Raw genomic sequence first — 26,174 nt, 5'->3', positions numbered from 1 at the left:
CGACTTTTTTCAAGACCCTCGATCGGACTCGAGTAGACTGGCTAAAAAAATCGATTCTCGACCGTGGTTGAGAACGTTGCTAAAACACGTCGAGAATCATGACTGACGACCGACATCGGTAAATTGAGATCGGGCATCCGAACAAAAAAATCGATCGCCCTCGTTGGCAATCCTCGATCGACTCCTTAGTCGCTCGTTCGACTCTCAAAAAGACGACCGGTCGATTTTCGAGAGCGTCACGATTCGGGCGTCTCGACTTCGGCGTCTGCGAGATCTCTATTTAATTTTAAGTCGTCTTTTCTCGAAAATCGATCGCGATATCGATAAGATTTTTAAAGTAAATATGAGTTATTGAATTACACAAAAATTCACGATAATTAACTCAGACGAGCCGTCAAATTTTCATAAATTAAAGAAATGTGGCGTATTGACCCATTGCCCCTCTTCGACCGTGCGATCTTTAGATTTCTTGGTATTGTCGTCACGGTTGGGGGTCGCACCGAGGCGTCGAGAGCGAGTGTCTCGCTCTCCAAAACGGTGAATCGACGATCGCGATCGCAGCCCCGCAACACCGAGCGTACGAACGACGTCGCAATGCTCAAAGAGCTGGCCGCCTCCCACGACACGCGGCGGTACGAACGCCCCTGACGCCGCCGCGTCTCGAGTTGTCCTCGGAAACCCGTCAAACTCTCCTGATGGGTTTAAGCGTATAATGGTGCGAACGTGTCAGCACGACGGTCAGATCGACTGTTGGAACGTTTTGAGGTGTTCTGAGTGCTGGGCTTGGGCTTCGAGATGAACCGACAGGCGATCGCAAACCAACTCACACAGTTGAAACACCACCGGATCGCTGATTTCGTAATACACGCTGACCCCTTGGGGCGTCCGCTGGATAAAACCAGCCTGGGTGAGAATTTTTAAGTGTTTCGAGACGTTAGCTTGACCGAGTCCCGTTGCCTCAACAATTTCGGAAACGTTCTTCGTCCCCGACTTCAACGTACAGAGAACGAGCAAACGGCTGACCTCCGACAACACTTTAAAGTAATCGGAGACTTTCGCCAGGGCCGCAATAGAAGTGGATTGCATCTGTCTTAATTTTCGTACTATCTTAAGTTATTGTTAACATCATATTGTCATATAGGTTTAGAATCCGGTGGCTCGGGAGACGGTTTCGCTGCAAGATTTTCGCTTTGCCCCGAGACTCGCTAGGATCGAAACAGTTTTCAACGCATCGAACGCAAACGTTCGAGATCGACAACTAGGGAGAAGATTTCAATGGATCTGGTATCGCTCCAGAACGGACTGGACAATATTTCGTTCGCTGTTCTGTTTGCCACCATGTTGGTCTACTGGGTGGGCGCCGCCTTTCCCCGCATTCCATACCTGCAAGTTTTGGGAACGACGGGTATTGCCGTGGCGAACCTCTGTATCGCGACCCTCTTAGGAGCGCGATGGCTCGAAGCCGGTTATTTTCCGATCAGCAACCTGTACGAATCCTTATTTTTCCTAACCTGGGGGCTGACGGCTATCCATCTCGTGGCGGAATACACCAGCCGCAGTCGTCTCGTTGGGGTCGTTACCGCACCGGTGGCGATGGGCATCACGGCCTTCGCGGCGTTAACCTTACCGGACACGATGCAGGTGGCGGCGCCGTTGGTTCCCGCCCTCAAATCGAACTGGTTGATGATGCACGTCAGCGTGATGATGATTAGTTACGCCACTTTAATGGTGGGTTCGCTGCTGGCGATCGCGTTTTTGGCCGTTACGCGAGGGCAAAATGTAGAACTGCGGGGAAGTTCGGTCGGGACTGGAGCGTTCCGCGATCCCAAACGTCAAATTCAGACCCCGCACGCTAACGCGTCTCGAGTTGAGGCGACGGTCGAAACCTTCAGCGCCGACAACCTCGGCGGTGGCGTCGCCACGGTCGATCGCGTCGCGACAGCACCGAAAACGGTCGCTCTCTCGCCCCAACGGTTGAATTTGGCAGATACCCTCGATAACGTCAGTTACCGGATTATCGGCTTGGGCTTTCCCTTGCTGACGATCGGTATTATTGCCGGGGCAGTCTGGGCTAACGAAGCCTGGGGAACGTATTGGAGTTGGGACCCCAAAGAAACTTGGGCCTTTATCACCTGGTTGGTCTTCGCGGCGTACCTCCACGCGCGAATTACTCGGGGTTGGCAAGGTCGTCGTCCTGCGATCCTCGCTTCGGCGGGTTTCGTGGTGGTTTGGGTCTGTTATTTGGGCGTTAACCTCCTCGGTAAAGGGTTGCACTCCTACGGCTGGTTCTTCTAGAACGTCCGATCGGCTCGGGTCGAAATTCGCTTGGAACCCCGGTATCTTGACGGATATCGGGGTTTTTAGGGTTTTGGGACGCGATCGCGGTTCAGCCTCTGCTTGGATTTATATTGTTTTTATTCGATAGGACTAGCACGAACAATCGATTTTAATCTATGGTTAAGATAGAACCGAACGTTCGAGCCTCGTTCGTCGCGTCAAACTGTCCGACTGCCCCATCGACTCGTCGAGAGCCGAGGGGCAATTTAGAAGACATCGCGACCCTGTCACGAAAAACATCATGATTCAAGCCACTCTCCACCAACTGCACGTTTTTGAAACCGTGGCTCGCCACGGTAGTTTTACTCGCGCTGCTGAAGAACTCTCGATTACTCAACCGACGGTTTCGACCCAAATCAAACAACTGACCAAATCGATCGGACTTCCCCTGTTCGAGCAAATTGGCAAACAACTGTATCTCACAGAGGCGGGAAGGGAACTCCTAGAAACCTGTCAAGACATTTTCACGAAACTTTCCAATTTCGAGATGACCGTGGCAGACTTGCAGGGGAAAAAGCGAGGACAGCTGCGCTTGGCGGTAGTCACGACGGCCAAATACTTCGTTCCGCGCATTTTAGGCTCGTTTTGTCAGCAATATCCCGATGTCGATATTGCACTGCAAGTGACGAACCATCAAAAATTAGTGCGTCGGATGTTAGAGAACCAAGACGACCTCTATATTCTCAGCCAACCGCCCGAAGATCTCGATCTCGTGGCTCGACCGTTTCTCGACAATCCGCTCGTCGTCGTGGCCTCTTCGACGCATCCTTTAACCCAACGCCAGCGGGTTTCGATTTCAGCGTTACAGGGAGAAACGTTTATCATGCGGGAACCCGGTTCGGGAACGCGGCGAGCCGTGCAACACCTGTTCGAGCGCGAGGGAATTTCGGTCAACGTGCGCTTGGAACTCGGGAGCAACGAAGCCATCAAACAGTCGGTCGCTGGCGGTTTGGGCATTTCGGTACTGTCGGCTCACTGTTTGCTTCCCGAGTTGGTCATCGGCGATCTCGCGATTTTAGAGGTCGATCGCTTCCCGATTCCCTGTCGCTGGTACGCCGTTCACCTCCAAGGAAAACAGCTTTCCGTTCTCGCGCGATCGTTCCTCGACCATCTGCTCTCTGAAAGCCAAAACATCCCCACCGTCGAGAACTTCGTGAAGAAACACGCGTTGCAATTGAGTTGACGATCGCCGACTTAAGCGATCGATCGCACGGTTGCGACTAACGCCTCGATCGCCAACACGTGTTCTCGGTTCGCCCGATCGATCTGTTGGGTCGTCGCGGCCATTTCGTCGATGGCGCTTTGGATGTCGTCGAAAATCTCGGAACTGTTTCGCGCCATCTGCACGCCGGAATCTGCCGTTTCGTTGCTGTCTTCAGTGGCGTTAGCCGTGCGACGAATTTCGTTTTGAATCTCGGTTATCAGCGTGCGAATTCGATCGGATGATTGCTGGCTTCGATCGGCCAGTTGGCGAATTTCTCCGGCCACGACGCCGAATCCCTTCCCCGAGTCCCCCGCCCGTACTGCTTCTACCGCAGCGTTCAACGCGAGCATATTCGTTTGGGCGGCGAAATCTCCCACTAACTCGACGATGGTACTGACGCGATCGATACTCTCGCTCAATTGACCCATGCGATCGACGATCTCGCGAACTTGTACTCGCACTTGCTGCGTTCCGTCCAACGCTCGCTCGACGGACGACGCCCCCGTTCTCACTAACTCTAACGACTGTTGCATACACTGTCTCGCCGCCCGAGCCTGCTGGGACACCCGATCTGAAGATAACTGCAATCCTTCAATTTGCTGCAACGCGTCTCGTACTAATTCCTGTTGGCGCTGTTTCTCTTGCAGCGCTCGATTTTTCAACGCCAGCAGCGCGTTAGTTTCCTCGATTTGCTGTTCTAACTTCCTCGCTTGTTGGATCGATCGCTGGGCGAAAGGACGCAACAGTAAAACCGTCGCCCCAGTTCCGACGACCGTGACACCTACGATCGTCCAACTGAGGGCCGTTAAATCCCGATAAATCGGTTCGTAGAGTTCCTGACGACGTATCGCGATCGCCAGACCCCAAGTGCTAGCTTCTACGGGCGCGAACGCCACCACTTGCGGCGTATCGCCGGGAACGATCTGCGTACCGCTCTCGCCGTCCGCCACAGCTTGCTCGATGGCTGTTTGAAGCGCCAAGTCTGCCACCTCGTCGTATTGCGAGAAAAACAACTCGACGCGATCGTTGCGCCAAGTCCCGAGTGCTGTCGTTCCCGTTTCCCCGAGTCCCGTTCGATCGTCGACGATCTCTCGCAACCGAAATACGTCAAACAGCACCACATCCGTTCCGACGCGCTGTCCGTTCGAGTTGAGAATCGGCGCGCCGACAACGAGGTAGGATTGCCCCGACAAGGTAACAGGATCGCGCACGAGTGACGTTTGCGCGGTTGCGGGAGGAACGACCCACCACGCTCGAGGAATCTCCCGTCCGACGCTGACCGCCAAATTTCCCTCTTCGTTAAGGCGCGTAATACCGACCACTTCTTCGGATTGGTTGAGGGCGTCTGTTAAAATCCGCTGACTGGTGGTGACGAATTCCGAGCGATCGATCTCGCCGCGATCGTAGGCTTCGAGAACTTGGCGAGCGCGAGTGCGACTGGTAATCTGCATGGCGATGCTTTGCAGGCGGGAGAGCAATTCTTCAACGGTGAAAACGCGCGTTTGGGCGGCAAATTTTAATTCGCGGCGAGCTTCGACTTTTAACTGTCGCGACAGGGGAAAGACCGCCACCGCCGCAACGATCGCACTGACGAGGAAAATTCCGAGCGCCGATGCCGCAACCAGGTATCTTTGAAAATGTCGAGTATGGGCTTGAGAGGTTTTGTTCGTCTGCACGACTCGCGTTCCTAGAGGCTCTTTGCGATTTTTTCTTATTTTGTCTCGAATCTCTGACGGGGGAGCATCTTTCAGTTTAGAGGTAAGAGTCAAAAGTCAAGAGTCAAGACACTCTGCCCTGAGTCCACACTCTACCCTCTTCCTTCTGCACGCTTCACCGTCAAGGGGGAGCAGGGAGAAACTTTTTAACTCTTCACGGTTTGTCACTGTTCTCTATTCCCGATTCCCTGTCAACTATCAACGGTCAACGATCTATTACGATGGATTTTCCTACCTACCAACCTCCTTTCTGGCTCAGTAACGGCGTTGTCATGACAGCGTATATCGCATTGCGATCGCGTCGGACTTGGGAAAAGACGATACGCGAGAGCGCCCCATCGCAGCGGGAAGTCGAGTTTGTGGGAGCCGGGGGAACGCCCCTTTACGGCCGCGTCGCCCTTCCCGACAACCCGAAAGGAACGTTCGTCGCGACTTACGGGATCGTAGGAAGTCTCGACGATCAGTGGTATCTGGAACTGTTGCGGCGCAAAGCGTATCGTCTGGGCTACGCGGTGGTGACGTTCGACTGGCGAGCCCACGGACGAACGGGGTTACTTTCTCCGGCGCTGACGTCAGACGGACTGTATGAAGGAGAAGATTTCCTGAGAATTGCAGCGAAGGCGTTGCAGTTGGGATGTCCGGCACCGATTTGGTTTTCGGGCTATTCGTTAGGGGGTCAACTGGCACTGTGGGGGGTTCGCATCGCCGAGCGAGAGCCGGAACGGTTGGCCGATTTACCCAACGCTGAGGCGGTGTTACGGGGGTTGGGGGGCGCGGCGACGATCTGTCCGAGTCTCGATTCGACGCGATCGCTGACCTATTTAACGTCGCATCCGATCGGCCGGTATTTGGAAAAGTCCATCGTCCGACAGTTGAAAAAACTCCTACACCAGTTAGAAGCGGCTCGTCCGGGGACGATCGATCCCGACGCCATCGCTCGAGCTGATAGTATTTGGGGATTCGATCGCGAATTCGTCATTTCGCCGTTAGGATTCGAGTCGGTCGAAGCCTATTACGCCGCTAGCAGTCCGCTCCCTTGGCTCGAGGAACTCGAACATCCGACGCTGATTCTCTATGCTGCCGACGATCCCCTCTTCGACCCGACGATCCTGCCCGACCTTCAAAGTGCTTGCGCCGTGAATTCGGCGGTCGATTTGTGGCTGACCGACCGGGGCGGTCACGTCGGTTATATTGCCAGCGATCGCGCTCGACGTCAGGCGGGAGACGAAGATTGTTGGTGGGCGTGGAATCGAGTTCTCGAGTGGACGGAGGCGAGGGGGCGGACGTCACAATAGGTATAACCGATGCGAGATCGGAGGGTGCGATCGCCAGGCCGGTCGTCGAACCGGCAGATCCTATCTCGAGTTTGATTGAAGTTGGCTATGGGGCAACGATCGTGAAGAAAGCATTTTTAATCTTGGGCGAACTCAACAATGAAGATATCGATTGGCTCGCTCGCCAAGGTCGCAAGCGCACGCTCGAACCTGAAGAAACGCTAATTTTCGAGGATCAGCAAATTAGCGCCTTGTATTTCGTGTTGAGGGGGGAGTTCAGCGTGGTTCTCGATCCGCCCGTCGATCGCGAACTCGCTCGCATTTCTACCGGAGAGGTCATCGGTGAAATTTCGTTTGTAGACAGCCGGTTGCCCATCGCTACCGTCAAGGCGATCGCCCCGTGTGAAGTGCTGGAAATTCCTCGATTTCGATTGACGTCGAAGCTCAACCAAGATTTGGGGTTTGCCTCTCGCTTTTATCGCGGGCTATCGCTGTGTTTGTGCGATCGGATGCGGGCAACAGTGCGCCGTCTCGGGTATGGAACTGCTTTAGACGCCCCAGAACTGTCGAACCCCAAACCGCTCACCCTCGACCCGCAGGATTTAGATTTGGTACGGGCGAAGTTTCAATGGCTCGTGCAACAAACGCGATGAGGAGAGGAGTCGAGGGGCGATCGATCTCCTCGTCACGCTTCGATCGTTGGGGTGCGGTTAACTTTGCGGCTCGAAGTCATCTTTCGCAGCTCCACAAACCGGACAGACCCAATCGTCGGGAATATCCTCAAACGCCGTACCGGGTTCGATGCCACTGTCGGGATCGCCTTTTTCGGGATCGTAGACGTAACCGCATACTGTGCAGACGTATTTAGTCATGGTTTGAGTTGCCATAGAACAGTTTTGAAGACTACGGTTTCATCCGTAGCGCGGGATGTCCATCGAGGCTGCAAACTTCAGAAAGATTTAAAGGTTTACGAAGTAGCTCGCAACTCGTCTAATCGCGTTAACACGTCTTGGCTGTGAATGGAGGGATTGACTTTCACGAATCGATCGCGCAGCATCCCGTCAGGATCGACGATAAAGCTGTGACGTACCGATCGCGAATAAATCCAAGATCCGTAAGCTTTGCTAACGCTGCCGTCCACATCGGAAAGTAGGGGAAATCGCAAGCCTTCCGAGTCGCAGAAGTCTTCGTGGGAATTCACGTCGTCGGCACTAATGCCGAGAATTTGTGTGTTGCGATCGCGATATTCGGGTAAGTCTTGTTGAAAGCGTCGCGCCTCGAGCGTGCAACCGGGGGTAAAATCGGCGGGGTAGAAGTACACCACCACCCACTGACCCCGATAGTCGGATAGCGAAACCTCTCCGTCTCCGGTATTTGTGGGTAAGGTAAACTCGGGAGCAGGTGCGTTCAGCGGTGGCAGCGTTCCCCCCATCGCCGACGCCGGTTGCGCGATCGCCCCCCAGACGGCGACAATGGCGAGACAACTCGCCCAGGTCAGTTTCAAAATCAGTTGTAAAAGATTGCGACGAGATTTCATGGGTTCTGTAAAATATCCGAACGATCGGTTCGATTACTTCATATAAGTTTACATTTTTCGCGATGACGCTTGCAGTTCTGTCTCTTCCCGATGCTGACGCGACACGCCGTTTCGGGGTCAAGTTGGGAAAACATATCCCGCCGTTGACGACGTTACTCCTCGAAGGGGAGTTAGGCAGCGGTAAAACGACGCTGATTCAGGGAATCGGCGAAGGTTTGGGGATTTCTGAGGCGATCGTCAGTCCGACGTTTACCCTGATTAACGAATATCTCGACGGTCGGGTGCCGTTGTATCATTTCGATTTGTATCGGTTGCAGCCTGAAGAGATCGAAGATTTGCAACCGGAAGTTTATTGGGAAGGTGCAGAAGTTCGACCGGGAATTACGGCGATCGAATGGGCCGACCGTCTGACATATTTACCGAACGTTTACGTTCGTATTTGCTTGAAACACGACGGAAACGCTCGCCAAGTAGAACTTTCTGCTGTGGGAGAGATTCCAGATGGGCTAAACGCCTATTTTTGAGCTTGAGTTTCCTCGATCGCAGCGATCCCCCGGTATTCGATCGATCCCGAAGGCGGTTAAATACTGTGCGTTTCAATTTAAATCTCGGGATGTTGCAGTACTGCTGCTGCAATGCAACTATCGTTGCACGACACGAACGCTCTCTCATCGGAAACGCGACGAGGAAGGCGATCGCGTGTTAGATTGACACGCCAATTTCTCAACCCGAGTGAAATCCGGTTGCAATCATGTTGCAATGCAACTTAACTTCACGCGATCGTCTCGAACCTGACGCACGAACCTCCCCAGTACAGCAGATGTTTAAATAGCGTACTGGGGAAGTTCAGCCGAAATTTAAGCTTACGCTAGCGTTTTGTTAAAATTACTCGTCTTCCCACACTTCAACGGCTAACAGCTCGCTGAGGGGATCTTGCATGGAGAACTCGAATTCAAGCAGTTCTTGCTTGAGACGGGGCCACTCGTCGCCAAACAGGAAGGCGACTTTCCAAATGCGATCGCTAGGTTGAACGACCTTAGAATCGACGAGCGAGCGTACTTGACGCTGCATTTTCACCATAGGATGAATTACCTGATGGTTCATACGACCTCTTGAATTGTTCAAATCCTCTTGACTTTATGGGGTTGCTAGAGCGGCGCTTGATGAGTTCTTGCTTCGACAAAAAGCGCCGACAAATTTCCAATACTATACTTATACCTGAATTCACCCCGATTTGACAAGCACTGTCGGAAAAAAAGGCGAAATTTTAGGCACTCGCGCCGATAATTGGGTTTGATCGATAACAAAAACTAATCCAACAGAAAGGGAAAATGCTAATTTTCTCAACACTTGCTCTCTTTGTGGAAAGAATACGAAAAAGTCGGCGATCGCGCTTCTGCGAAAATCGCCCCAAAATTCCGTCACGACGTTCTCTCAAAAGGACGAACGATCGTCGTGGGGGAATTGTCGAGAGCGATCGCGAATCCACTCCGAGACAATGGCATTGACTTCTTCGGGGGCTTCGTCTTGGGGACAGTGTCCGACACCGTCTAACACGATAAAGCGATCGACCGCCTCGTAGTTCTCGAGCGATCGCGCCAGTTCCAGGGGTTCCCAGGGATCCTCTGCTCCCCACAGGATCAGCGTCGGACAGGGGAGGCGATCGAGTAACTCTTCTGGAAGCGGACCTTGAGAATAGCGAGTAAACGCCACAAAAACATCGCTAGCGCGGGGATCTTTTGCTGGAGCCAGGAGGAGTTCGACGAGTTCTTCGGTGACTCGATCGGCACGTTTGTACGCCTGCAAAAGAATATTCCGAACCGTTTTCGGCGTCGCCAGTCGCGCGAAGAAAAAGTCGCCGATGGGTTTAATTCCCAGTAAATTTTGCAACAGCGGCGCACCCATGCGTTTCAACCAAGATCGATCGGTGCGTCGTTTGTCGTGAAGCAGGCGCAACGAACAATTTAATTGCACCACGCCGCGTACGAGATCGGGATGCATCACCGCCGTTTGCATGACGACGATACAGCCGATCGAATTTCCCACGAGAAACGCCCTATCTGCGACAATTTCGCGACAAAAATCGGCCACTAAATCGCCCCAGGTTTCAAACGTGTAATCGATCGCCAAACCGGGAGTGGGTTTGTGAGATTTCCCGAATCCCAGCAAATCTAGGGCGTAAACGCGGCAAGATCGAGCGAGAACGGGAATGTTATCGCGCCAATGACCGAGTGACGCCCCGAAGCCGTGAACCAATACGACCGCCGGGCCGGTATCGCCCGCTTGTTGGTAGCAAATGCGAAAACCGCGCCAACGCCAAAAGCGATCGACCTCGGTGGTGGGGGGAGAACTGGCAGAGGAAACAGACACGATAGTTTACAAAACTTAACTTCCGTTCTTATAGTGTAGTTTCTTGCAGAAGGTTTCTTCACGGAAGTTCGATCGCCACAGTCAGATCCCCGTGTCGTTTTAATACCCGCGCCACGATCGCATCGGCGACACGATCGAAGGCTAAATCTACTGTCGCCGATCCCAGCGTAATTCCATAGAGTTTCAGGTGGTTCGACGCGGGCAGCAAACTCGGCGATCGCAAAGTCAAGCGGCGATTTTCGGCATCGGGAACCGGATTTAGGATAACCTGCAACATTTGAAATACCGTTCCCGTCGCCCAGGCTTGGGGGGAACAGGCCACCGGATAGGGAACGGGAGGGCGGCGATCGTGGCGATCGAGCCCACAAAAGAGTTCTGGCGGCCGTCCGTCGCTTTGGTGGCGAGTCATGTCGAACATGGCCTGCGCCACCTTAAGCGCACTGTCGAGATGTCCGATGCGACGCAACCCCAACGCGGCGATCGCGTTGTCGTGAGGCCACACCGATCCCAAATGGTAGCCGATGGGATTGTACGCCGGGGACTGGCTGCTGAGGGTACGAATGCCCCAACCGCTAAACAAATCCGGTTGCATGAGTCGAGATCCGACCGCTTGGGCTTTCTCGTCGTCGAGAATTTCCGCAAACAAACAGTGTCCTGGGTTGGAAGTCAGGCTATCGACGGGGTTTCCGTCGCCGTCGAGGGCTAAGGCGCAATAACTCTCGTCTTCGAGCCAGAAATCTCGGTTAAAGCGCCGTTTGAGGTCTTCAGCGTCTTTACGCCAACGCTGTTGTAAATCGGGGCGATCGCATTTGGCCGCCAACTCGCTCGAGCGGATTTTCGCCGCGTAGACATAGGCTTGCACTTCGCACAAGGCGATGGGACCCGAGACCCGTTTTCCGTGGAGATCGACGATGCAATTGCCCGAATCTTTCCAACCCTGGTTGTCGATACCGCGATCGCTGCGCCGCCAATAGGTTAAATAGCCCGTTTCGCGGGACGTCGCATCGATCCACTCCATCGCAGCGACGGCGTTATCCCACAGTTGACGCAACGTCTCGACATCTCCCGTCCAGGCGTAATAGTCGGACAACAGCACCAACCACAGCGGTGTGGCGTCTACCGTTCCGTAATAAGGCGTATGGGGAATTTCTTCGCATCGCGCCATTTCCCCGAGGCGCAGTTCGTGCAGGATTTTACCGGGATCTTCATCGTGCCAGTCGCTCTCGCGCCGTCCCTGATAGCGGGCTAAAATTTTGAGAGTATCTCGGGCGATGAGGGGATCGAACATCAGGGTTTGCCAAGCCGCGATAATCGAATCCCGTCCGAACAGTGTTGAAAACCAAGGAATCCCCGCTGCGAGGACTTTTTCTTCTCCGAAAGACTGACGCAACACGTAAAGGTCGCGCTGTGCGCTGGTCAGAATGCGATCGACCTCCCGATCGTCGGTTTTCGGTTGGGCGGTTTGACTGCGCCAAGCATTCCAAGCCTCTCGGGCTTCCTGTTTCGCCTCAGATAACGTATTCGGAATCGCCACCGTCGGACTCGATCGCCGATTTCGCAGCAGGCGTACGCGATACCCGAGTGTTTGTTTAACGTGGGGATCGAGCGTCAGTTGCCAAATTGCCGTATTTCCGACTTTTCCGTCGGGAAGACGATGTTGGAAGTCGATTTCCGATTCCATCACTTCCCCGTCCAATCCTTCGTACGCAAATTGAATCCTACTGAGATCGGGATGGGCGACTAACGCTCGACCGCGTTGCGATCGCCGTTGGTACTGTCGGACTTCAAACAGATCCCGAAAATCCGCATCGACGCTAAAACTCAGTTGAACTGAAATCGGGTGGCTGTTGTAGTTCGTCACCTCGATTTCCTCGAACAAGCCGCCGCGAAGGACGAGATGGCGGAAAATTCCTAGGGTTTCCAACGGAATCCGTTCCCCGAAACTGGGATTGGTACAAGAGACCGTCATTTCCCCACCCGAGAGGGCTTCGCTACCCAAGAGAACCAGCGATCGCCCCTCGATTTGCAGTTCTCCGCGACTGAGAAACCGCGTGTCTTGACAAAACAAGCCCGTCATGCTAATCCGGTTCGTCTCGGGTTCCCCAGGCATCGGGGACGTAATATTTCCGAGTCGATCGGTGACGAGAAAAATATCGTCGTCTTTAAGAACTAACGTCGGTTGGCGGGGTTCGCCTTCGGCTTCGGGCCAGCGAACTTGTTCCCAAGACGGTACGTATTGATGACTTAACAACTTCTCAGAAGCCATTGTTGGGTCGTTCGAGAGGGGGAGCAGGGGAGGGCTTCTTCAGTGAAGAGGGGAAAGGGAAGAATCAAGAGTGGGGAGTTCTCCTCATCCCCTCTTCACTGGTGACTGTTTTTATCACCTCATCATCTCAAAATCACGCTGCGGTTTTGCTGGTCGCTGCGGGGGTGCGGCTTGGGGTGTCGAGAGGCGAGATCCCCCACTGGCAGGCATGGCGAAGGTGCAAGAAGAACAGAACCATTGAAGTTTGCTCGATCGCACGTGCTGCAACATCGATTTTCCACAGCAGGGACAAGGTTTCACAGCCATGTTGTTTCTCTTTTCATATTAAGCGGCTAAGGTCGGTTCGCTCACAGCGCGGCCGTTGCGAGACCAGAACTCGTTCAGGACTTTTTGATACGCCGCTTCGTATTTCTCCACCATGCTGGAGACGCTGAAATGGCGTTCGACGAAATCCCGACAGTTTTCGCGATCGAGATCCTCAACGAGAGAAACGGCATCGACAGCATCTTCGACGGTTTCGCAAATAAACCCAGTTGCGCCGTGGGCGACGATTTCCGGAACCGCGCCCCGTTTGAAGGCGATAACGGGGGTTCCCGCACACATCGACTCGATCGAGACCAATCCGAACGGCTCTTCCCAAGTAATGGGAAATAAGGTGGCCGTGGCGTATCCCAACAACCGCACTTTATCGCTATGGGACAGTTCCCCGTGGTATTGAATTTGTCTGTCGTCGAGATGGGGGGCAATTTCTCGCTCGAAATAGGCGAGATCGACCGGATCGACTTTTCCGGCAATTTTCAGCGTCCATCCGGTTCGTTTGGCGATTTCGATGGCGTGGTGGACGCCTTTTTGGGGAGACAGTCGCCCTAAAAAGGCCAAATACGGGGGATCGTCGGCGGGAACTTCCACGAAGGGATAACTCTCGGGATCGATGCCGTTGTGAACCGTTCGCACGTAGTTAAGATTGGGAATGCGCTGCTGTTGCGCGTCGCTGATACTGATAAACGGTTGATGTCGGTAGTGTTGGAATACTTTCTGGTTTTCGCGAGTAAAGCCGTTATGCAACGTGTGAACGACGGAAGTTTTCAACATCTCGGCATAAGGTAGTGCCGGATAGCTGGTGTGGAAGTGAACGATGTCGAACTCGCTGGCGGCGTCTAAGACGCGCTTGTATTGAAGGACTGCATAGACTTCGGGTTCGAGGGTTTCGGGATCGAGACGCAACGCCTTCGGACAAATGGGTTCGAGGTGGGCTAGGGTTTGGGAATCTCCCGAGGCAAAAAGCGTCACTTGATGACCGCGTCGGACGAGTTCGTCCGTCAGATGTCCCACGACGAGTTCGATTCCACCGTAACCGGGAGGAGGGACACGCTCCCATAACGGTGCAACTTGAGCGATACGCATAGCTGTTTTTCTCTCCTGTAAGCGATCGAGGACACAATCGAATTGCCGTCGATCGGCGATGAATTTAACGAGGCGAAACCGATACGAATTTCGCGGGAAATTCGGAACGAACAAACGGTCGCGTTCGCCTGGGGGTTGAGTTGGAAAAGTTTCGTACGAGCTGACTTAACCGAAAGCGCCTAAGGGCATCGTGACTGCCTCCTGGAATGAATTAGGCTATCGGGAGTTGCGGCATTCCCATCAAACCGGCAATGGTTTGTGAGTTGGGAGAAACAATGCGTCACACTCCGCCAACGATCGAAATTGTTACCGATACCCTTGCAAGCTGTCGAGGGCGGTTAACCGAACGGAAGCGGTCGATCGAGCGAAGCTTTTCCGCGATCGAAAGCAACCGTTTAAGATAGAAAATGCAAGTTGTGGCGATCGAAAGGCTCTAGATCGGAGACGATCGATCGCGCCGCTTTATCCGTTAAGCTCGTAAAGTTCCGTTTTCGATCGAATTGCCCATGTCACCCTCAGCGTCCCAATCAGCCGAAGCCGTGGAACAACAACCGATTCGCCTGCCCCGTACCAGCGAATCGGACAAGCTCAAACGCATCCGTCACACCGCCTCTCACGTCATGGCGATGGCGGTACAGCGGTTGTTTCCCGAAACCCAAGTCACGATCGGCCCGTGGACTGAATACGGGTTTTACTACGATTTCGATCGCCCGGAACCGTTTACGGAAAAAGATCTCAAGGCCATCAAAAAAGAGATGGTCAAAATTATCAAGCAAAAACTGCCCGTGATTCGGGAAGTGGTGACGCGAGAAGAAGCTGAAAAGCGCATCACCGAGATTAAAGAACCCTACAAACTGGAAATTCTCGGGGATATTAAACAAGATCCCATTACCCTTTACCATTTAGGCGATCGCTGGTGGGATCTCTGCGCCGGTCCTCACGTCGAAACCACCGGGGATCTACACCCGAAAGCCTTCGACCTCGAAAGCATTGCCGGGGCGTACTGGCGCGGCGACGCCAACAACCCGCAACTGCAACGGATTTACGGGACGGCGTGGGAAACCCCCGAACAACTCAAGGAATACAAACGCCGTAAAGAAGAAGCCCTCAAGCGGGATCACCGCAAAGTCGGTAAAGAACTGGGGCTGTTCGTCTTCTCTGATGCTGTCGGCCCCGGTTTGCCCATGTGGACGCCGAAAGGCACGATCCTGCGATCGACCCTGGAAAACTTCCTCAAAGACGAACAGCAAAAACGGGGCTATTTCGGCGTCGTTACCCCCCACATCGCCCGAGTGGACTTGTTTAAAACCTCGGGACACTGGCAGAACTATAAAGAGGATATGTTCCCGTTGATGGCGGACGACGAAGAGGCGTTACACGCCGAACAGGGATTCATCCTCAAACCCATGAACTGCCCGTTCCACGTGCAGATTTATAAAAGCGAACTGCGCTCTTACCGCGATTTACCGTTGCGCCTCGCGGAGTTTGGTACGGTTTACCGATACGAACAGTCCGGAGAACTGGGGGGATTGACGCGAGTTCGCGGCTTTACCCAAGACGATTCTCACCTGTTCGTCACCCCCGACCAACTGGAAACGGAGTTTCTCAACGTCGTCGATTTAATTTTGTCGGTGTTCGAGAGTTTGCGCCTGCGTCAGTTTAAGGCGCGATTGAGTACCCGCGATCGCTCCTCCGACAAATACATCGGTTCCGACGAAGCCTGGGACAAAGCCGAAGACGCCATCCGCCACGCCATGAACGCTAAAGGCATGAGTTACTTCGAGGCTCCCGGCGAAGCCGCGTTCTACGGTCCCAAACTCGACTTTATTTTCCAAGACGCTCTCGAACGGGAGTGGCAGTTGGGAACGGTACAAGTCGATTACAACCTACCCGAACGCTTCGAGTTGGAATACGTCGCTGAAGACGGTTCTCGCCAACGTCCGGTCATGATTCACCGCGCGCCGTTCGGTTCCCTAGAACGGTTGATCGGCATTCTCATCGAAGAATATTCGGGCGATTTCCCCCTGTGGCTGGCACCGGAACAGGTGCGGTTACTGCCGGTGAGCGATGAATTTTTACCCTTCGCCAAAGATGTCGCGGCGAAAATGTTACAAAGTGGAATTCGCGCCGCCGCCGATACCAGTGGCGAACGCCTCGGAAAGCTAATTCGCAACGGCGAAAAAGCGAAAATTCCGGTGATGGCGATCGTCGGTGCGAAAGAACAGGAAGCCAATAGCTTGAGTATCCGCACTCGCGCGTCTGGGGAATTGGGTTCGATGCCGGTTGACGAGGCGATCGAGAAATTAACGGGAGCAATTGAATCTCGCGGCGATTTTTAAAGCCGAAATCAAGAGAATCTTGAAACCCCGGTTTTTAGTCAAGACCGGGGTTTTTCAATGCTGAAACTTTTTCGGAAACGTTGGGTGCATCTCAATGAGTGCAAAAACATCAGTTTTGCAAAAACATCAGTTTGGGGTGGCAAAATTCCCGATTAGCACTTCCGGTATAAGATCCCCGGCATCTTGGAGATGCCGGGGATCTGGAAATTGAGTGCGCCCAATTCGATGAATTTACATTTTTGAGATGCACCCGAAACGTTTCTCTGGGCTGTGCTATAACAGAACTGTATTAAAAATACAAATCCCAGATCGGTAAATGGTTGCCGGAGATCTGGCTCGAATCTCAATACAGATTGTATGTGTTTTGTCAATCCTAGATCTCGAAAAGTTTTCTGCACCACTTAGATAACAGAACTATTTTAAAAATACAAAAGTGGTTCTAAGAATCAATTGTTGAATTTTTAAATTTTATACGAAATCCGAATCTCAAACACTGGTTTTACCCAGCCAGACAAGCCCCTCTCTGTGTCCTCTGTGTCTCTGTGGTGAATAAAACACTCCTCGAATAACCCAACAAAGAGATTTCAAACTCGACATTATCAAAATTATCGGTTTAACTGGAATCTCGATTTTGTTAAGATAAAGCCAGTCTTTGCCCTCTCAACTAAAAACCCTGGACACGAACCCTATGAATCCCGATACGTTAATGCAATCGCTCCAAACTGGTTTTCGCGTGACGATCGGTGCGGCCAGTTCCGCCATCGAGAGTTTGCAAGATCCCCAGAAGCGAGAGGAGAACCTGCAAACGTTCCAACAGCAGGATTGGAACGCGGTTGTAGAAAAGTTAGCCGCCAAAGGTGAAGTGACCGAACAGGAGGCTCGCAATTTCGTCGATAGCCTGATGGGTCAGACCTCTGGGGGAACGACGACAGCCTCGACTTCGACGAGTGCGAACGCACCAACGACCGCCGCTCCGACGGGAACAGAAGCGGAGTTACAAGATTTGACAGCTCAAGTAGCGACACTGCGTCGCGAACTCGAACGACTTCGGGAACAGGATGCCCGATCGTAGTCGTTCGGTTTTATCGGACTCCTGCGAGATCGCTACGATCGCCTTGATATGGGAAGTAGAGACGTTGTACGATAACGTCTCTACTGCTTGTTTTTTAGAGGTGGCGATCGCGAAGCGGGAAAAAAATAACAGACGGTAACATTCGTTACTTCACATTGCCCGCTTCCTTGATTTAATAATTTGGCAAGAGTTAAGCTGGGCGCACTTGTTAACAGACTGCTCGACAGACAAGCTATCCGATCGAGTAATTAGTCGTTTTCCCAGGTTTCGGGGCCGATCAGGTCGCCAATGCGATCGCGTAACAAAAAGTCATGGTTTTCGAGTTCAGTTTCGACCGAAGACCATTCGCGAGCGGGAATATGTCGGCAGAGGGTATAGATCGGTTGTTGTCTGCTAACTGCGCCTTGCTGGACGAGCTGTGAGGCTTCGTCTTTAATTATAGCGATAGTATATCGAGCAGTTGTTGTAAAAGTCATAACGATCCCTCGTTTTCTTAGCTGGCTGGCATCAGGAACAGGTGAGACAGGATAGCCGATCTCGAACTCGTGACTAAGGGGCAATTGTGATTTTTTTATCGGCTAGAACCGGACAAGCAACAAGCCTTACACCCTGCGTTCGAGTAAAGCTTGGGTAAAGTGCTTGTAACCCATGATACTGAAATTATTTGGTTTTTTGTCCTTGTCACTTCCCAATTATACTCAAGTTTAATGAAGTTTAGTAAAGTTCGCTACCGCTGAGGGGCTGAAACTGCGAGTTTCGGAGATTTGCCGATCGCACGCTCGCTTTTTTGTTAACAGACGATCGCACGAGCCAAGCTTCCGACCGACGGGCTTTTCTCCTAAGCTAGAGGCTTGAGAGCAGACCACTGTAAGGGAGTTTTTCCAAACAAGGCTTCGAGGGCGATCGCTTGAGCTTCAGGCATTTGCCCGAACGAAAACCCCACTGGAAGCGAGAGCGGCAGCTTTTGACTAATTTGCTCCTGAGTATAGGGACTACCATAGATCGAAAACCCCACGAGATCGCCAGTTTTTAATAATTTATTAAGCCAGGTGTCGGCGAGTTCGGCGATCGCTCGACTACTGCCAAAGGGATTACCTCGGACGAAAACCTGTACGATTGTCGGTCGTCCCGTTCCCATTTCTGGAGGTTGGCAGTTACCACCGAGATCGACTAAATAAGGTGCAAATCCTTGTTGTTTGGGAAGTGCGATGGCAGGAGTTTGGTGTCCGAGAAAAGAACACCGCAACCAATCGTCTACGATAACGACATTGTATCCCGAGGACACTGTAGATAGGCGCTGTCCTTGACGGCGACCCGATTCTCGCAAGATCGATCGGGTGAGATCGAGCGTGTCTGGAGTGGCGATGCGATCGAGATCTTGCTGGGGCGACGTTGGCGAAAGGGGCTGAGAACAGACCTTCATTTTCGCCTGCCAAATGCGATCGAGGGATTGACAAAGGCGATCGCGAGAAATGCGTCCCGATTCGATCGCCTCGCAAACCGCCTGAATTCCCCCCTCGGGATCGCTAGGCATCAAGACGATATCAGCTCCCGCCTCGATCGCCAAAATCGGAGCTTCGTTCGCATCGTAACGTTTGGCGATCGCCCCCATCACCAAAGCGTCCGTCACCACCAACCCTTCAAAGCCCAGCTTTCGGCGTAACTGCTCCGTTAAAATCCGTTGCGACATCGTGGCTGGTTCGTCTGCGTCCCACACCGGAACTCGCAAATGGGCAGTCATCACAGCATCGACACCGGCGGCGACGACTGCTTTAAACGGCGGGAGTTCTACCGCTGACAGGCGATCGATATCGTGAGGAATCGTGGGAAGATGATAATGAGAATCGACGCTCGTATCGCCGTGACCCGGAAAATGCTTGGCCGTCGCCAACACTGAAAATCGCTGCGTTCCCCGTAAAAACGCCGTCGCCAACGCCGATACGACCTCTGGCGTTTCGCCAAACGATCGCACGTTAATCACCGGATTGTCGGAATTGTTGTTAACATCTACCACTGGGGCGAGAATCCAGTTTAACCCCGTCGCAACCGCTTCTCGAGCCGTCATCGCCCCCATCAGTTCGGCATATTCGATCGCTTTATCCCAATCCCGACGGGCAATTTCCGACAATGCCATCGGCGGCGGAAACCAAGTCGCCCCGGAAAATCGCTGTCCCACCCCTTCTTCGATATCCGCACACAGCAACAGGGGAATATCTGCCCACTCCTGTAGCTGCTGGGTTTTCAACCGTAACTCCGCCGCACTTCCGTCGATGAGTAACACGCCGCCGAGTCCGAGTTCGCCAATCCACCGCTGTAGGGTTTGACGTTGGGGTTCCCACGCCGGATAGCGAATTTGCGAATCGAATAAATGTCCCGATGCCCGAACCACAAACATCTGGGCGACTTGCTGTTGGAGGGGGAGAGTGTGGAACGGCGTTAAAGCAGTCATAGAACGTTCGGGGAATCGGTTGAGTCAATTGAAATTAATTGTATAGCAGCATCATTTAAATTGTGTGCCGACTCTATAAATGAAAAACTGGAGATTTAAGTCGTAAAGTTTTACTGCTTTGCAAGATCGACAATAAGACAAATTAAGCCTTCGATCTGAAACTTAAAATGCGATCGCAATCGTTTTAAGGCGCGATCGCATCTTGTTTAGCGCGATCGCGCTTGAGTGAATTTTAGGTTTTGAACGTTCTTTTGAGTCTGGCATCAATGTGTATCAAAACAAAATAAATATTTTCAATCGATCTAAATCTAATTTAAAAACAATAATTCATATAAAATTTAAATTCACACAAATCGATATTATCAATAATTAAAAAAAATCAATTTATATTCATACTTTTGGATAACAACAAATATGAGTGCTTAAAAAAAATGATTTCGATCGATACAAACATTTAGTCGTTTTGAAATCGAAAAAAATTCACGATTTTTTTGGAATTTGAATTTGCGCGATCGCACGCGTTTATATAAAAACACGAGTTTTAAGTAAATCGAATAGAATAAAAAGCTAAGTCAAATATTTTTGTCAAAAATATCAAATATAATAAATTTACTTTTTAAAAAATATTTTATTTTGTAGTTTTTATTTCTCGCCGATCGGACAAATAGTTGCTTTTTACGACTTAACAAAACGAGCAAACTGTCGTATTATTACAAACTTAAATCGACGAAACTCCTGATTTTTTATTGCTTATGTCCCAAAACCAAAAAATCAAGTGAGTCGCGATCGATCCATATTAAAATATGTTAAGATTCGATACTAACGTGCCATTTTTTTGCCTGGCAGATCGGGACTGAAGGATAACCGATCGATCGTTACAGCTCCCGATCTCCAAAATATACAGACCGACTAATCATGAGCCACCTTTCACAGCGATATAACCTCCAAATTGAAATTCGCGAATTTTTAAAACTTGCCGTTCCCCTCGCCAGCGCCCAAGTTGCTCAATCCGCAACAGGATTTGCCGACACCATTATGATGGGAAGAATGGGGCCAGAAATTTTAGCGGCTGGTGGACTCGCTTCAATCATTTTTATTTCGATTATGACCATGGCTAGTGGTGTCGTCATGGGAATCAGTCCGCTGGTTGCTGAAGCCTTTGGAGCGGGACAGAAAAAACGTATCGAACAAGTGGCTCGTCAAGGATTATGGTTGGGATTGTTAGTCGCGATACCGCTAACGATCGCCACTGGAAATCTCGAAACCATTCTCGCTCGTAGCGGACAAACGGAAACCACCGTAAAACTCGTTCGGACGTATCTCGATATCATGTCGTGGGGCTTATTTCCTGCCATCGGATTTGCGGCGTTGCGAGCGATAGTGGCTGCTCTGTCTCAAGCTCGTCCTGTCATGATAATTATGGTTTTGGGAACGGCATTAAACGTGACTGGAAACTATATTTTAGGATTTGGGAAATTGGGGTTTCCGAGATTAGAGTTAGCTGGCTTAGCGTTGTCGAGTACCTTAGCATTATGGGGAATGTTTTTAGCCCTAGCGATCTACGTTTTTGTACATCCAAAATTGAAATGCTATCGCATTTTTCAAAAGCTTCATCACATCAGACTACAAGTCTTAAAAGAGGTAGCATGGGTGGGCATACCTATTGGTTTATTTTCGGGATTAGAAGCTGGTTTCTTTTTAGTCATGATGTTTTGGATGGGAACATTAGGCACGGATGCCTTAGCCGCACATCAGGTTGTCTTTCAAACATTAATGGTCGTATTCATGGTGCCGTTAGGAATTTCTTATGCGACGACTGTACGAGTCGGACAATGGTTAGGACAACGCGATCGCACGGGAATTCAACAAGCTGCATGGGTGAGCGTGAGTGTCACTGCTCTATTTATGCTTGGAGTATCGATCGCGTTTTTACTCTTTCCCAAACAAATTATTGGCATTTATTTAGATGTGCAGAATCCTGAGAATGCAGTAGTGTTCGAGACAGCTTTACCACTTCTAACGATCGCCGCGATCGCTCAAGTTTTAGATGGCGTCCAAAAGGCAGTCTATGGATCGCTTCAAGGACTTCAAGACACGCAAATTCCCATGCTAACGAACGTACTCGGATATTGGGGTGTGGGTTTATCGGTCGGTTACGGACTGGCGTTTTATTTCAAGTTAGGAAGTATTGGACTGTGGCTCGGACAAGCCGTTGCCGTAACTGTCGTGGCGGGGTTGTTTATCTGGCGCTTCCAGAAATTGCTGTCGAATCTAATGTTTCATCACTTAAACGAGCGAGACGGACGCATATCAAAACTTTAAATCGATCTGTCGATTCCAACACGAATCGGCAGCTTTGTGGTTCGCTCCCATCGATCGGACAGCGTTCTAGATTAAGAAGAGATTTAAGAAAGATTATCTAAAATTTAAAAATTAGATGTTTGACTGTTAATTTACAGTTCGAGGTATTAGAGTAAAGACGTGTTTGTTTATTGCACGAAGGCAAGCTACAATGTCATCCGCTAAAACCTTTGAAAAAGCTGTCAAAAAAGCTGCGAAAAGCATCCTAGTCGATAAGGGAATCGATGTTAGCAATCGACGGGGAAGCAAAGAATTAAATTTTATCGTGCGGAAAATTGCTAGCGTCTCTTCGGGAAACTTACAAGATGCCGAGCAAAAGGGACAAAAGTTAGGTGAAAAAATCTCCGAATTGTCCCAACAGCGAGGCAAAAGAAATCTCGATCGTGGTGTAATCCGACAAATCGCTCTTGAAGGCGAATTTTTCCCGGTCACGAAATCCGATCGAAATGCAGCCTCGCCAACAACAGCGACATCAGAACCTGTCGCTACTTCTGCGACAGAAGCCACCGCCACCACAGAACCGGAATCGGAAATCTCCGTCACTGAAGAAACAGTTCCCGTAACCGAACCCCCCAGCGAAGCAGAACCCGAACCCGCTGAGGAAGCCACCGCCTCCACAGAACCGGAAATCTCCGTCGCTGAAGAAACAGTTTCCCTAACTGAACCCCCCAGCGAAGTGGAACCCGAACCCGCTGAGGAAGAGAGCGAGGTACGATCGCCAGAAGGCGAACCGTCTAATTCCGAAGACTCCGAATCCGAAGCAGAGTTAGAACAAAATACTCCATGACGAACATTCCCACTCCGCGCCTTCTCCTGTCCACCTTGCTACCCTATCTTAAAACCGCTGGGGCTTACGCTCGCGAGATTCAATCTCGGATCGGCGTCCGTCCACAGAAAGACTACCCGGAAAACGCCTTTGCAGCGGCGTTAAGCGATGCGGACTTGTCGGTTCAAAACTTCGTAGAAGTGGCACTGTTGGCGCATTTCCCGCAGGTGCGCTTTTTCGGCGAAGAACACGAACAGTCCGCCAATACCAAGTATTTTCGGGCGATCGATCTCGGGGAGGCGGGAGATTATCTCGTCACCCTCGATCCCATCGACGGAACCCGGTTTTATCTCGACGGACACCCTAACTATCAGGTGATTCTCTGCGTCCTCGATCGCGACGAATTTCAGGGGGTTCTGGCCTTGTCTCCCAGCGAAAACGCCTATTACTACGCCTTGCGGGGTGAAGGGGCGTTTCGAGGAACTCTAGACGACGCATTCGAGGCGGCGCAGCAGTTCCACATAGAATCCAAGCACCCGACGGTGTATTTGGGACTGGGATTAACCCCCATCGCACAGGCGTTAAAAGACCGCTATACCGTGGTCGATTTGGCGGTGGCTTACTCCCCAGACGTAGCGGTTCCCAATTTCAACAAAATGTTGGCGAACGAGTTGACGGGGGCGATTCTCGATTCCGGTAAGTTCATCGACGGCGCAGCCTTAGCGTTCGTGGCGCAGGAAGCCGGATGTATCGTCACCACTTTCGACGGTTCGCCGCCACCACCGTTACACGAATGCGACAACTACGAACGTCCCGGCCTTCTCGTGGCTGCTTCGGAAACGGTTCACCAAGATCTTCTCGAGGCGGTGCGTTCGCGATAGCGGTGCGTAGCACTTTCGCGATAGCGGTGCGTCGCACTTTCGATAAATCCCCCTGAAACCTCCCCCAAATCCTCCATTGGCGGAGGTTTAGCTTGTTTTGTGGAGGGAGCGATCGCCCTCACGATCGCCCGAGCCGCGTTATTAATAAATAAAAGACAGTTGGCGCAGTTGTCAGCGACGAACAACAGACGCCGCTGTTTTTGACTATCACTGTAATGAGGTTTACCAAAAAAGGGGGATTTGCGGTGAACGCTGCCGAACAAGCCAAAGACTTCCAAATTGCCAGTAAAATCGCGGCTGTGGTGAACGTGTTCAAAGGCGAGTTTCCCGATTTGCGATCGGATCTCAAACCTTGGACGAACGATCCCGAAACGCGAGAAATGCTCGATCCCGACTCGATCGACATGAGCTTTCACTTTCCCGGCTACAGTTTTCGGTGTCACAGCCGTAGCATTCTCATTCAAATTCGCTTTCATACCGTCGAATCCGAACCTCGCGCCATCGGTGTCGAAGTGGCCGGATTCAGCGGACTCGGCCGCCAATGGGTGTTTTCAACCATCGAAAACTGGCAGTTCGTCGGAAAAAAAGAACCCGTTCCCGACGTGCAAGAAAAACTCAAACATTGCTGTCGTCAAACCTTGGAAATCTTCAACCGTCCGAACGAATCTCTGGCGAGTTGATGACCCGTGAATTAACGATAGTCCTCGAACCTATCCCCTTTCGCGATGTCGATAGGGGATATCTCGATGTTTTTTTGGCTGGACTTACGCACTTAAGCGCTACCCACGTTAAATGTTAGAGGCTGGTGGGCATTGCCCACCCTACAAATAGAGTGAATGCGGTTGTTCTATTGGGAGTTATGCTGTTGTTGAACAAAATTAGCCCGCATTCAACCACATAGGAACAGGTGGGGGTTAGGGCGACGAATTGCCAACGAACCTATGTTAGAATTGCCCTATCCTGAGCGGTACGGCAAAGGGCGGAACGAGATTCCGAACCACCTGGAGGCACGACCTCTCAGCGAAAGGGAAACCCAACCTATAAGTCCTCTGAGTCGGTTCGTACACGTCGGACTCTAGGCGAAAGAAACTAACCAAAAGCCCCACAGCGGAAACGACTTGGGGGAGCAGTCCAGCCAAAGTTCTGGCTGTTCGGAGAGAATACCGCCTGTCGGGAGGGATAAGCCCTTCTAACCAAGACACCGCCACCTCGAGGGACGCAGGTGGAGGAGTATTCATGATTGCGATCGCAGCGCATCCAAAATCGCCATTTCGTAATCTTGAAACTGAGGCGATCGCTTGATATGATAGTCGCGATCGAGCGATAAATCCACGAAAACCTCTTCGCGAACTTGCCCCGGACGAGCGCTGAGAACGTAAATTCGCTGCGCCAAAAACACCGCCTCAGCGACATCGTGAGTAATCGTGAAAATGCTCGTTCCCGTGCGTTCCCACAACTCCAACATAAACTGCTGCATCGTCTCTTTCGTCTGCACGTCTAACGCCCCAAACGGTTCGTCCATCAGCAGAATTTTCGGCTGTGACGCCAACGCGCGAGCGATCGCCACCCGCTGTTTCATCCCTCCCGATAACTCCTTCGGTAAGGCTTTAGCGAACTCCATCAATCCCACTACATCGAGATAGTATTCCACCAACTGACGGCGCTCGAATTTAGACGCCCCTTGCAGTTCTAAACCAAACCCCACGTTATCCGCCACAGTCATCCAGGGATACAGTGTGTACCGTTGAAACACCATCCCGCGATCGCTTCCCGGCCCCGTCACCCGTTCCCCATCCACGAGAATTTCTCCAGACGTGGGCGTTTCCAACCCCGCAATCAGCCGTAACAGCGTCGATTTTCCCGACCCCGACGCCCCCACCGCACAGACAAATTCCCCTTGTTCCACGTGTAAATTGATATCTTTCAACGCCAACAAAGAACCGCGCGGCGTTTGGAATTCTTTGTGCAGGTGATTGACTTCTAAGTGCATGGTTTTTAACGGGACTTAAACGGTAAAAAAGGTAAAATAAAAGCAAAACCCTTGACTGACAAGGATTTAAGGTGGAGAGTGTCCCCATGAGAGAGACCACCCCAGCCGCTATGCCACCCTGCTTTGAGAAGTGGTGCAAGCGTTTCGACCCCGACTTCAAAACCCAAGCACAAAAAAAGGGGTTTAGACACTATTTGGGAGGATTACTC

General features: G+C 51.7%; 25 protein-coding genes. 13 read left to right on the top strand and 12 right to left on the bottom strand.

The window, feature by feature from the left end:
• Positions 1-417: 417 nt before the first annotated feature.
• Positions 418-648 (top strand): hypothetical protein, encoded by a 231-nt coding sequence (locus GEI7105_RS38015; protein ID WP_144054078.1) that lies wholly within the window; start codon positions 418-420, stop codon positions 646-648.
• A 90-nt stretch (positions 649-738) separates the two neighbouring features.
• Here the strand turns inward: GEI7105_RS38015 and GEI7105_RS0127380 are convergent, their stop codons facing one another.
• Positions 739-1,086, bottom strand: coding sequence for an ArsR/SmtB family transcription factor (locus GEI7105_RS0127380; RefSeq protein WP_017663546.1), 348 nt, complete (start codon positions 1,084-1,086; stop codon positions 739-741).
• Between the two features lie 189 nt (positions 1,087-1,275).
• Here GEI7105_RS0127380 and ccsB point away from each other — a divergent pair, with 189 nt between their 5' ends.
• Positions 1,276-2,295, top strand: a complete 1,020-nt coding sequence (ccsB, locus tag GEI7105_RS0127375) for a c-type cytochrome biogenesis protein CcsB (protein WP_017663545.1) — start codon at positions 1,276-1,278, stop codon at positions 2,293-2,295.
• 283 nt (positions 2,296-2,578) lie between these two features.
• Positions 2,579-3,520, top strand: a complete 942-nt coding sequence (locus tag GEI7105_RS0127370; RefSeq protein ID WP_017663544.1) for a LysR family transcriptional regulator — start codon at positions 2,579-2,581, stop codon at positions 3,518-3,520.
• Between the two features lie 11 nt (positions 3,521-3,531).
• Here GEI7105_RS0127370 and GEI7105_RS34105 read toward each other — a convergent pair whose 3' ends face one another.
• The gene (locus GEI7105_RS34105) at positions 3,532-5,217 is read right to left on the bottom strand and encodes a methyl-accepting chemotaxis protein (protein WP_017663543.1); all 1,686 of its coding nucleotides are present in this window, start codon (positions 5,215-5,217) and stop codon (positions 3,532-3,534) included.
• Positions 5,218-5,477: 260 nt separating this feature from the next.
• Between GEI7105_RS34105 and GEI7105_RS0127360 the strand changes: the two genes are divergently transcribed.
• Both GEI7105_RS0127360 and GEI7105_RS0127355 read left to right on the top strand, forming a co-directional pair.
• Entirely contained in the window at positions 5,478-6,551 is a 1,074-nt protein-coding gene (locus GEI7105_RS0127360; protein WP_017663542.1) for a YheT family hydrolase, read from the top strand.
• The gene (locus tag GEI7105_RS0127355; protein ID WP_017663541.1) at positions 6,518-7,183 is read left to right on the top strand and encodes a cyclic nucleotide-binding domain-containing protein; all 666 of its coding nucleotides are present in this window, start codon (positions 6,518-6,520) and stop codon (positions 7,181-7,183) included. Before GEI7105_RS0127360 ends, GEI7105_RS0127355 begins: the two co-directional genes overlap by 34 nt.
• Positions 7,184-7,240: 57 nt before the next feature.
• Here the strand turns inward: GEI7105_RS0127355 and rd are convergent, their stop codons facing one another.
• Both rd and GEI7105_RS0127345 read right to left on the bottom strand, forming a co-directional pair.
• Positions 7,241-7,402 carry a rubredoxin gene (rd, locus tag GEI7105_RS0127350; protein WP_026098008.1) on the bottom strand — a complete coding sequence of 54 codons (162 nt, stop codon included), beginning with the start codon at positions 7,400-7,402 and terminating at the stop codon, positions 7,241-7,243.
• Between the two features lie 95 nt (positions 7,403-7,497).
• A complete protein-coding gene (locus tag GEI7105_RS0127345; protein WP_017663539.1) occupies positions 7,498-8,067 on the bottom strand; it encodes a peroxiredoxin in 570 nt (189 codons plus the stop codon).
• Between the two features lie 62 nt (positions 8,068-8,129).
• Between GEI7105_RS0127345 and GEI7105_RS0127340 the strand changes: the two genes are divergently transcribed.
• Entirely contained in the window at positions 8,130-8,591 is a 462-nt protein-coding gene (locus GEI7105_RS0127340; RefSeq protein ID WP_017663538.1) for a bifunctional alanine racemase/tRNA (adenosine(37)-N6)-threonylcarbamoyltransferase complex ATPase subunit type 1 TsaE, read from the top strand.
• 361 nt (positions 8,592-8,952) lie between these two features.
• On the opposite strand, the gene GEI7105_RS0127335 is transcribed toward GEI7105_RS0127340, so the two are convergent.
• From GEI7105_RS0127335 to GEI7105_RS0127315, 4 genes are all read right to left on the bottom strand, one after another.
• The gene (locus GEI7105_RS0127335) at positions 8,953-9,171 is read right to left on the bottom strand and encodes a DUF4327 family protein (RefSeq protein ID WP_026098007.1); all 219 of its coding nucleotides are present in this window, start codon (positions 9,169-9,171) and stop codon (positions 8,953-8,955) included.
• Positions 9,172-9,501: 330 nt separating this feature from the next.
• A complete protein-coding gene (locus GEI7105_RS0127325; protein ID WP_017663535.1) occupies positions 9,502-10,437 on the bottom strand; it encodes an alpha/beta fold hydrolase in 936 nt (311 codons plus the stop codon).
• A 58-nt stretch (positions 10,438-10,495) separates the two neighbouring features.
• Positions 10,496-12,703 (bottom strand): amylo-alpha-1,6-glucosidase, encoded by a 2,208-nt coding sequence (locus GEI7105_RS0127320; RefSeq protein WP_017663534.1) that lies wholly within the window; start codon positions 12,701-12,703, stop codon positions 10,496-10,498.
• 324 nt (positions 12,704-13,027) lie between these two features.
• Positions 13,028-14,107 (bottom strand): glycosyltransferase family 4 protein, encoded by a 1,080-nt coding sequence (locus GEI7105_RS0127315; protein WP_017663533.1) that lies wholly within the window; start codon positions 14,105-14,107, stop codon positions 13,028-13,030.
• Positions 14,108-14,613: 506 nt separating this feature from the next.
• Here GEI7105_RS0127315 and thrS point away from each other — a divergent pair.
• The 3 genes from thrS to GEI7105_RS38925 all read left to right on the top strand — a co-directional run bounded on the left by thrS (position 14,614) and on the right by GEI7105_RS38925 (position 17,657).
• Positions 14,614-16,446, top strand: a complete 1,833-nt coding sequence (thrS, locus tag GEI7105_RS0127305; RefSeq protein WP_017663531.1) for a threonine--tRNA ligase — start codon at positions 14,614-14,616, stop codon at positions 16,444-16,446.
• 688 nt (positions 16,447-17,134) lie between these two features.
• On the top strand, positions 17,135-17,518 hold the full coding sequence (locus GEI7105_RS0127300) for a hypothetical protein (RefSeq protein ID WP_017663530.1): 384 nt from the start codon (positions 17,135-17,137) through the stop codon (positions 17,516-17,518).
• Positions 17,505-17,657, top strand: coding sequence for a hypothetical protein (locus GEI7105_RS38925; protein WP_017663529.1), 153 nt, complete (start codon positions 17,505-17,507; stop codon positions 17,655-17,657). The genes GEI7105_RS0127300 and GEI7105_RS38925 overlap by 14 nt, the downstream gene beginning before the upstream one ends.
• Positions 17,658-17,766: 109 nt before the next feature.
• On the opposite strand, the gene GEI7105_RS0127290 is transcribed toward GEI7105_RS38925, so the two are convergent.
• Together GEI7105_RS0127290 and GEI7105_RS0127285 are read right to left on the bottom strand one after the other, a co-directional pair.
• Entirely contained in the window at positions 17,767-17,994 is a 228-nt protein-coding gene (locus GEI7105_RS0127290) for a DUF4327 family protein (protein ID WP_017663528.1), read from the bottom strand.
• A 362-nt stretch (positions 17,995-18,356) separates the two neighbouring features.
• Positions 18,357-19,967: a glycoside hydrolase family 3 N-terminal domain-containing protein gene (locus GEI7105_RS0127285; RefSeq protein WP_017663527.1), complete on the bottom strand. Its 1,611-nt coding sequence runs from the start codon at positions 19,965-19,967 to the stop codon at positions 18,357-18,359.
• A 915-nt stretch (positions 19,968-20,882) separates the two neighbouring features.
• Here GEI7105_RS0127285 and GEI7105_RS0127275 point away from each other — a divergent pair.
• The 3 genes from GEI7105_RS0127275 to GEI7105_RS0127265 all read left to right on the top strand — a co-directional run bounded on the left by GEI7105_RS0127275 (position 20,883) and on the right by GEI7105_RS0127265 (position 23,975).
• The gene (locus GEI7105_RS0127275) at positions 20,883-22,289 is read left to right on the top strand and encodes an MATE family efflux transporter (protein WP_017663526.1); all 1,407 of its coding nucleotides are present in this window, start codon (positions 20,883-20,885) and stop codon (positions 22,287-22,289) included.
• A gap of 190 nt (positions 22,290-22,479) precedes the next feature.
• Positions 22,480-23,115 carry a hypothetical protein gene (locus GEI7105_RS0127270; RefSeq protein WP_017663525.1) on the top strand — a complete coding sequence of 212 codons (636 nt, stop codon included), beginning with the start codon at positions 22,480-22,482 and terminating at the stop codon, positions 23,113-23,115.
• A complete protein-coding gene (locus GEI7105_RS0127265) occupies positions 23,112-23,975 on the top strand; it encodes an inositol monophosphatase family protein (RefSeq protein WP_017663524.1) in 864 nt (287 codons plus the stop codon). The genes GEI7105_RS0127270 and GEI7105_RS0127265 overlap by 4 nt, the downstream gene beginning before the upstream one ends.
• On the opposite strand, the gene GEI7105_RS38010 is transcribed toward GEI7105_RS0127265, so the two are convergent.
• Entirely contained in the window at positions 23,939-24,160 is a 222-nt protein-coding gene (locus GEI7105_RS38010; RefSeq protein ID WP_144054076.1) for a hypothetical protein, read from the bottom strand. The genes GEI7105_RS0127265 and GEI7105_RS38010 overlap by 37 nt on opposite strands.
• Before the next feature lie 60 nt (positions 24,161-24,220).
• Between GEI7105_RS38010 and GEI7105_RS0127260 the strand changes: the two genes are divergently transcribed.
• Positions 24,221-24,655, top strand: a complete 435-nt coding sequence (locus GEI7105_RS0127260; RefSeq protein WP_026098006.1) for a Tery_1686 family protein — start codon at positions 24,221-24,223, stop codon at positions 24,653-24,655.
• A 554-nt stretch (positions 24,656-25,209) separates the two neighbouring features.
• On the opposite strand, the gene GEI7105_RS0127250 is transcribed toward GEI7105_RS0127260, so the two are convergent.
• On the bottom strand, positions 25,210-25,965 hold the full coding sequence (locus tag GEI7105_RS0127250; protein WP_017663521.1) for an ABC transporter ATP-binding protein: 756 nt from the start codon (positions 25,963-25,965) through the stop codon (positions 25,210-25,212).
• Between the last annotated feature and the right edge of the window lie 209 nt (positions 25,966-26,174).

The sequence above is a fragment of the Baaleninema simplex PCC 7105 genome (assembly GCF_000332355.1).
Lineage (GTDB): Bacteria > Cyanobacteriota > Cyanobacteriia > Cyanobacteriales > Geitlerinemataceae > Baaleninema > Baaleninema simplex.
This window is presented reverse-complemented; position numbering and strand designations above follow the sequence as displayed.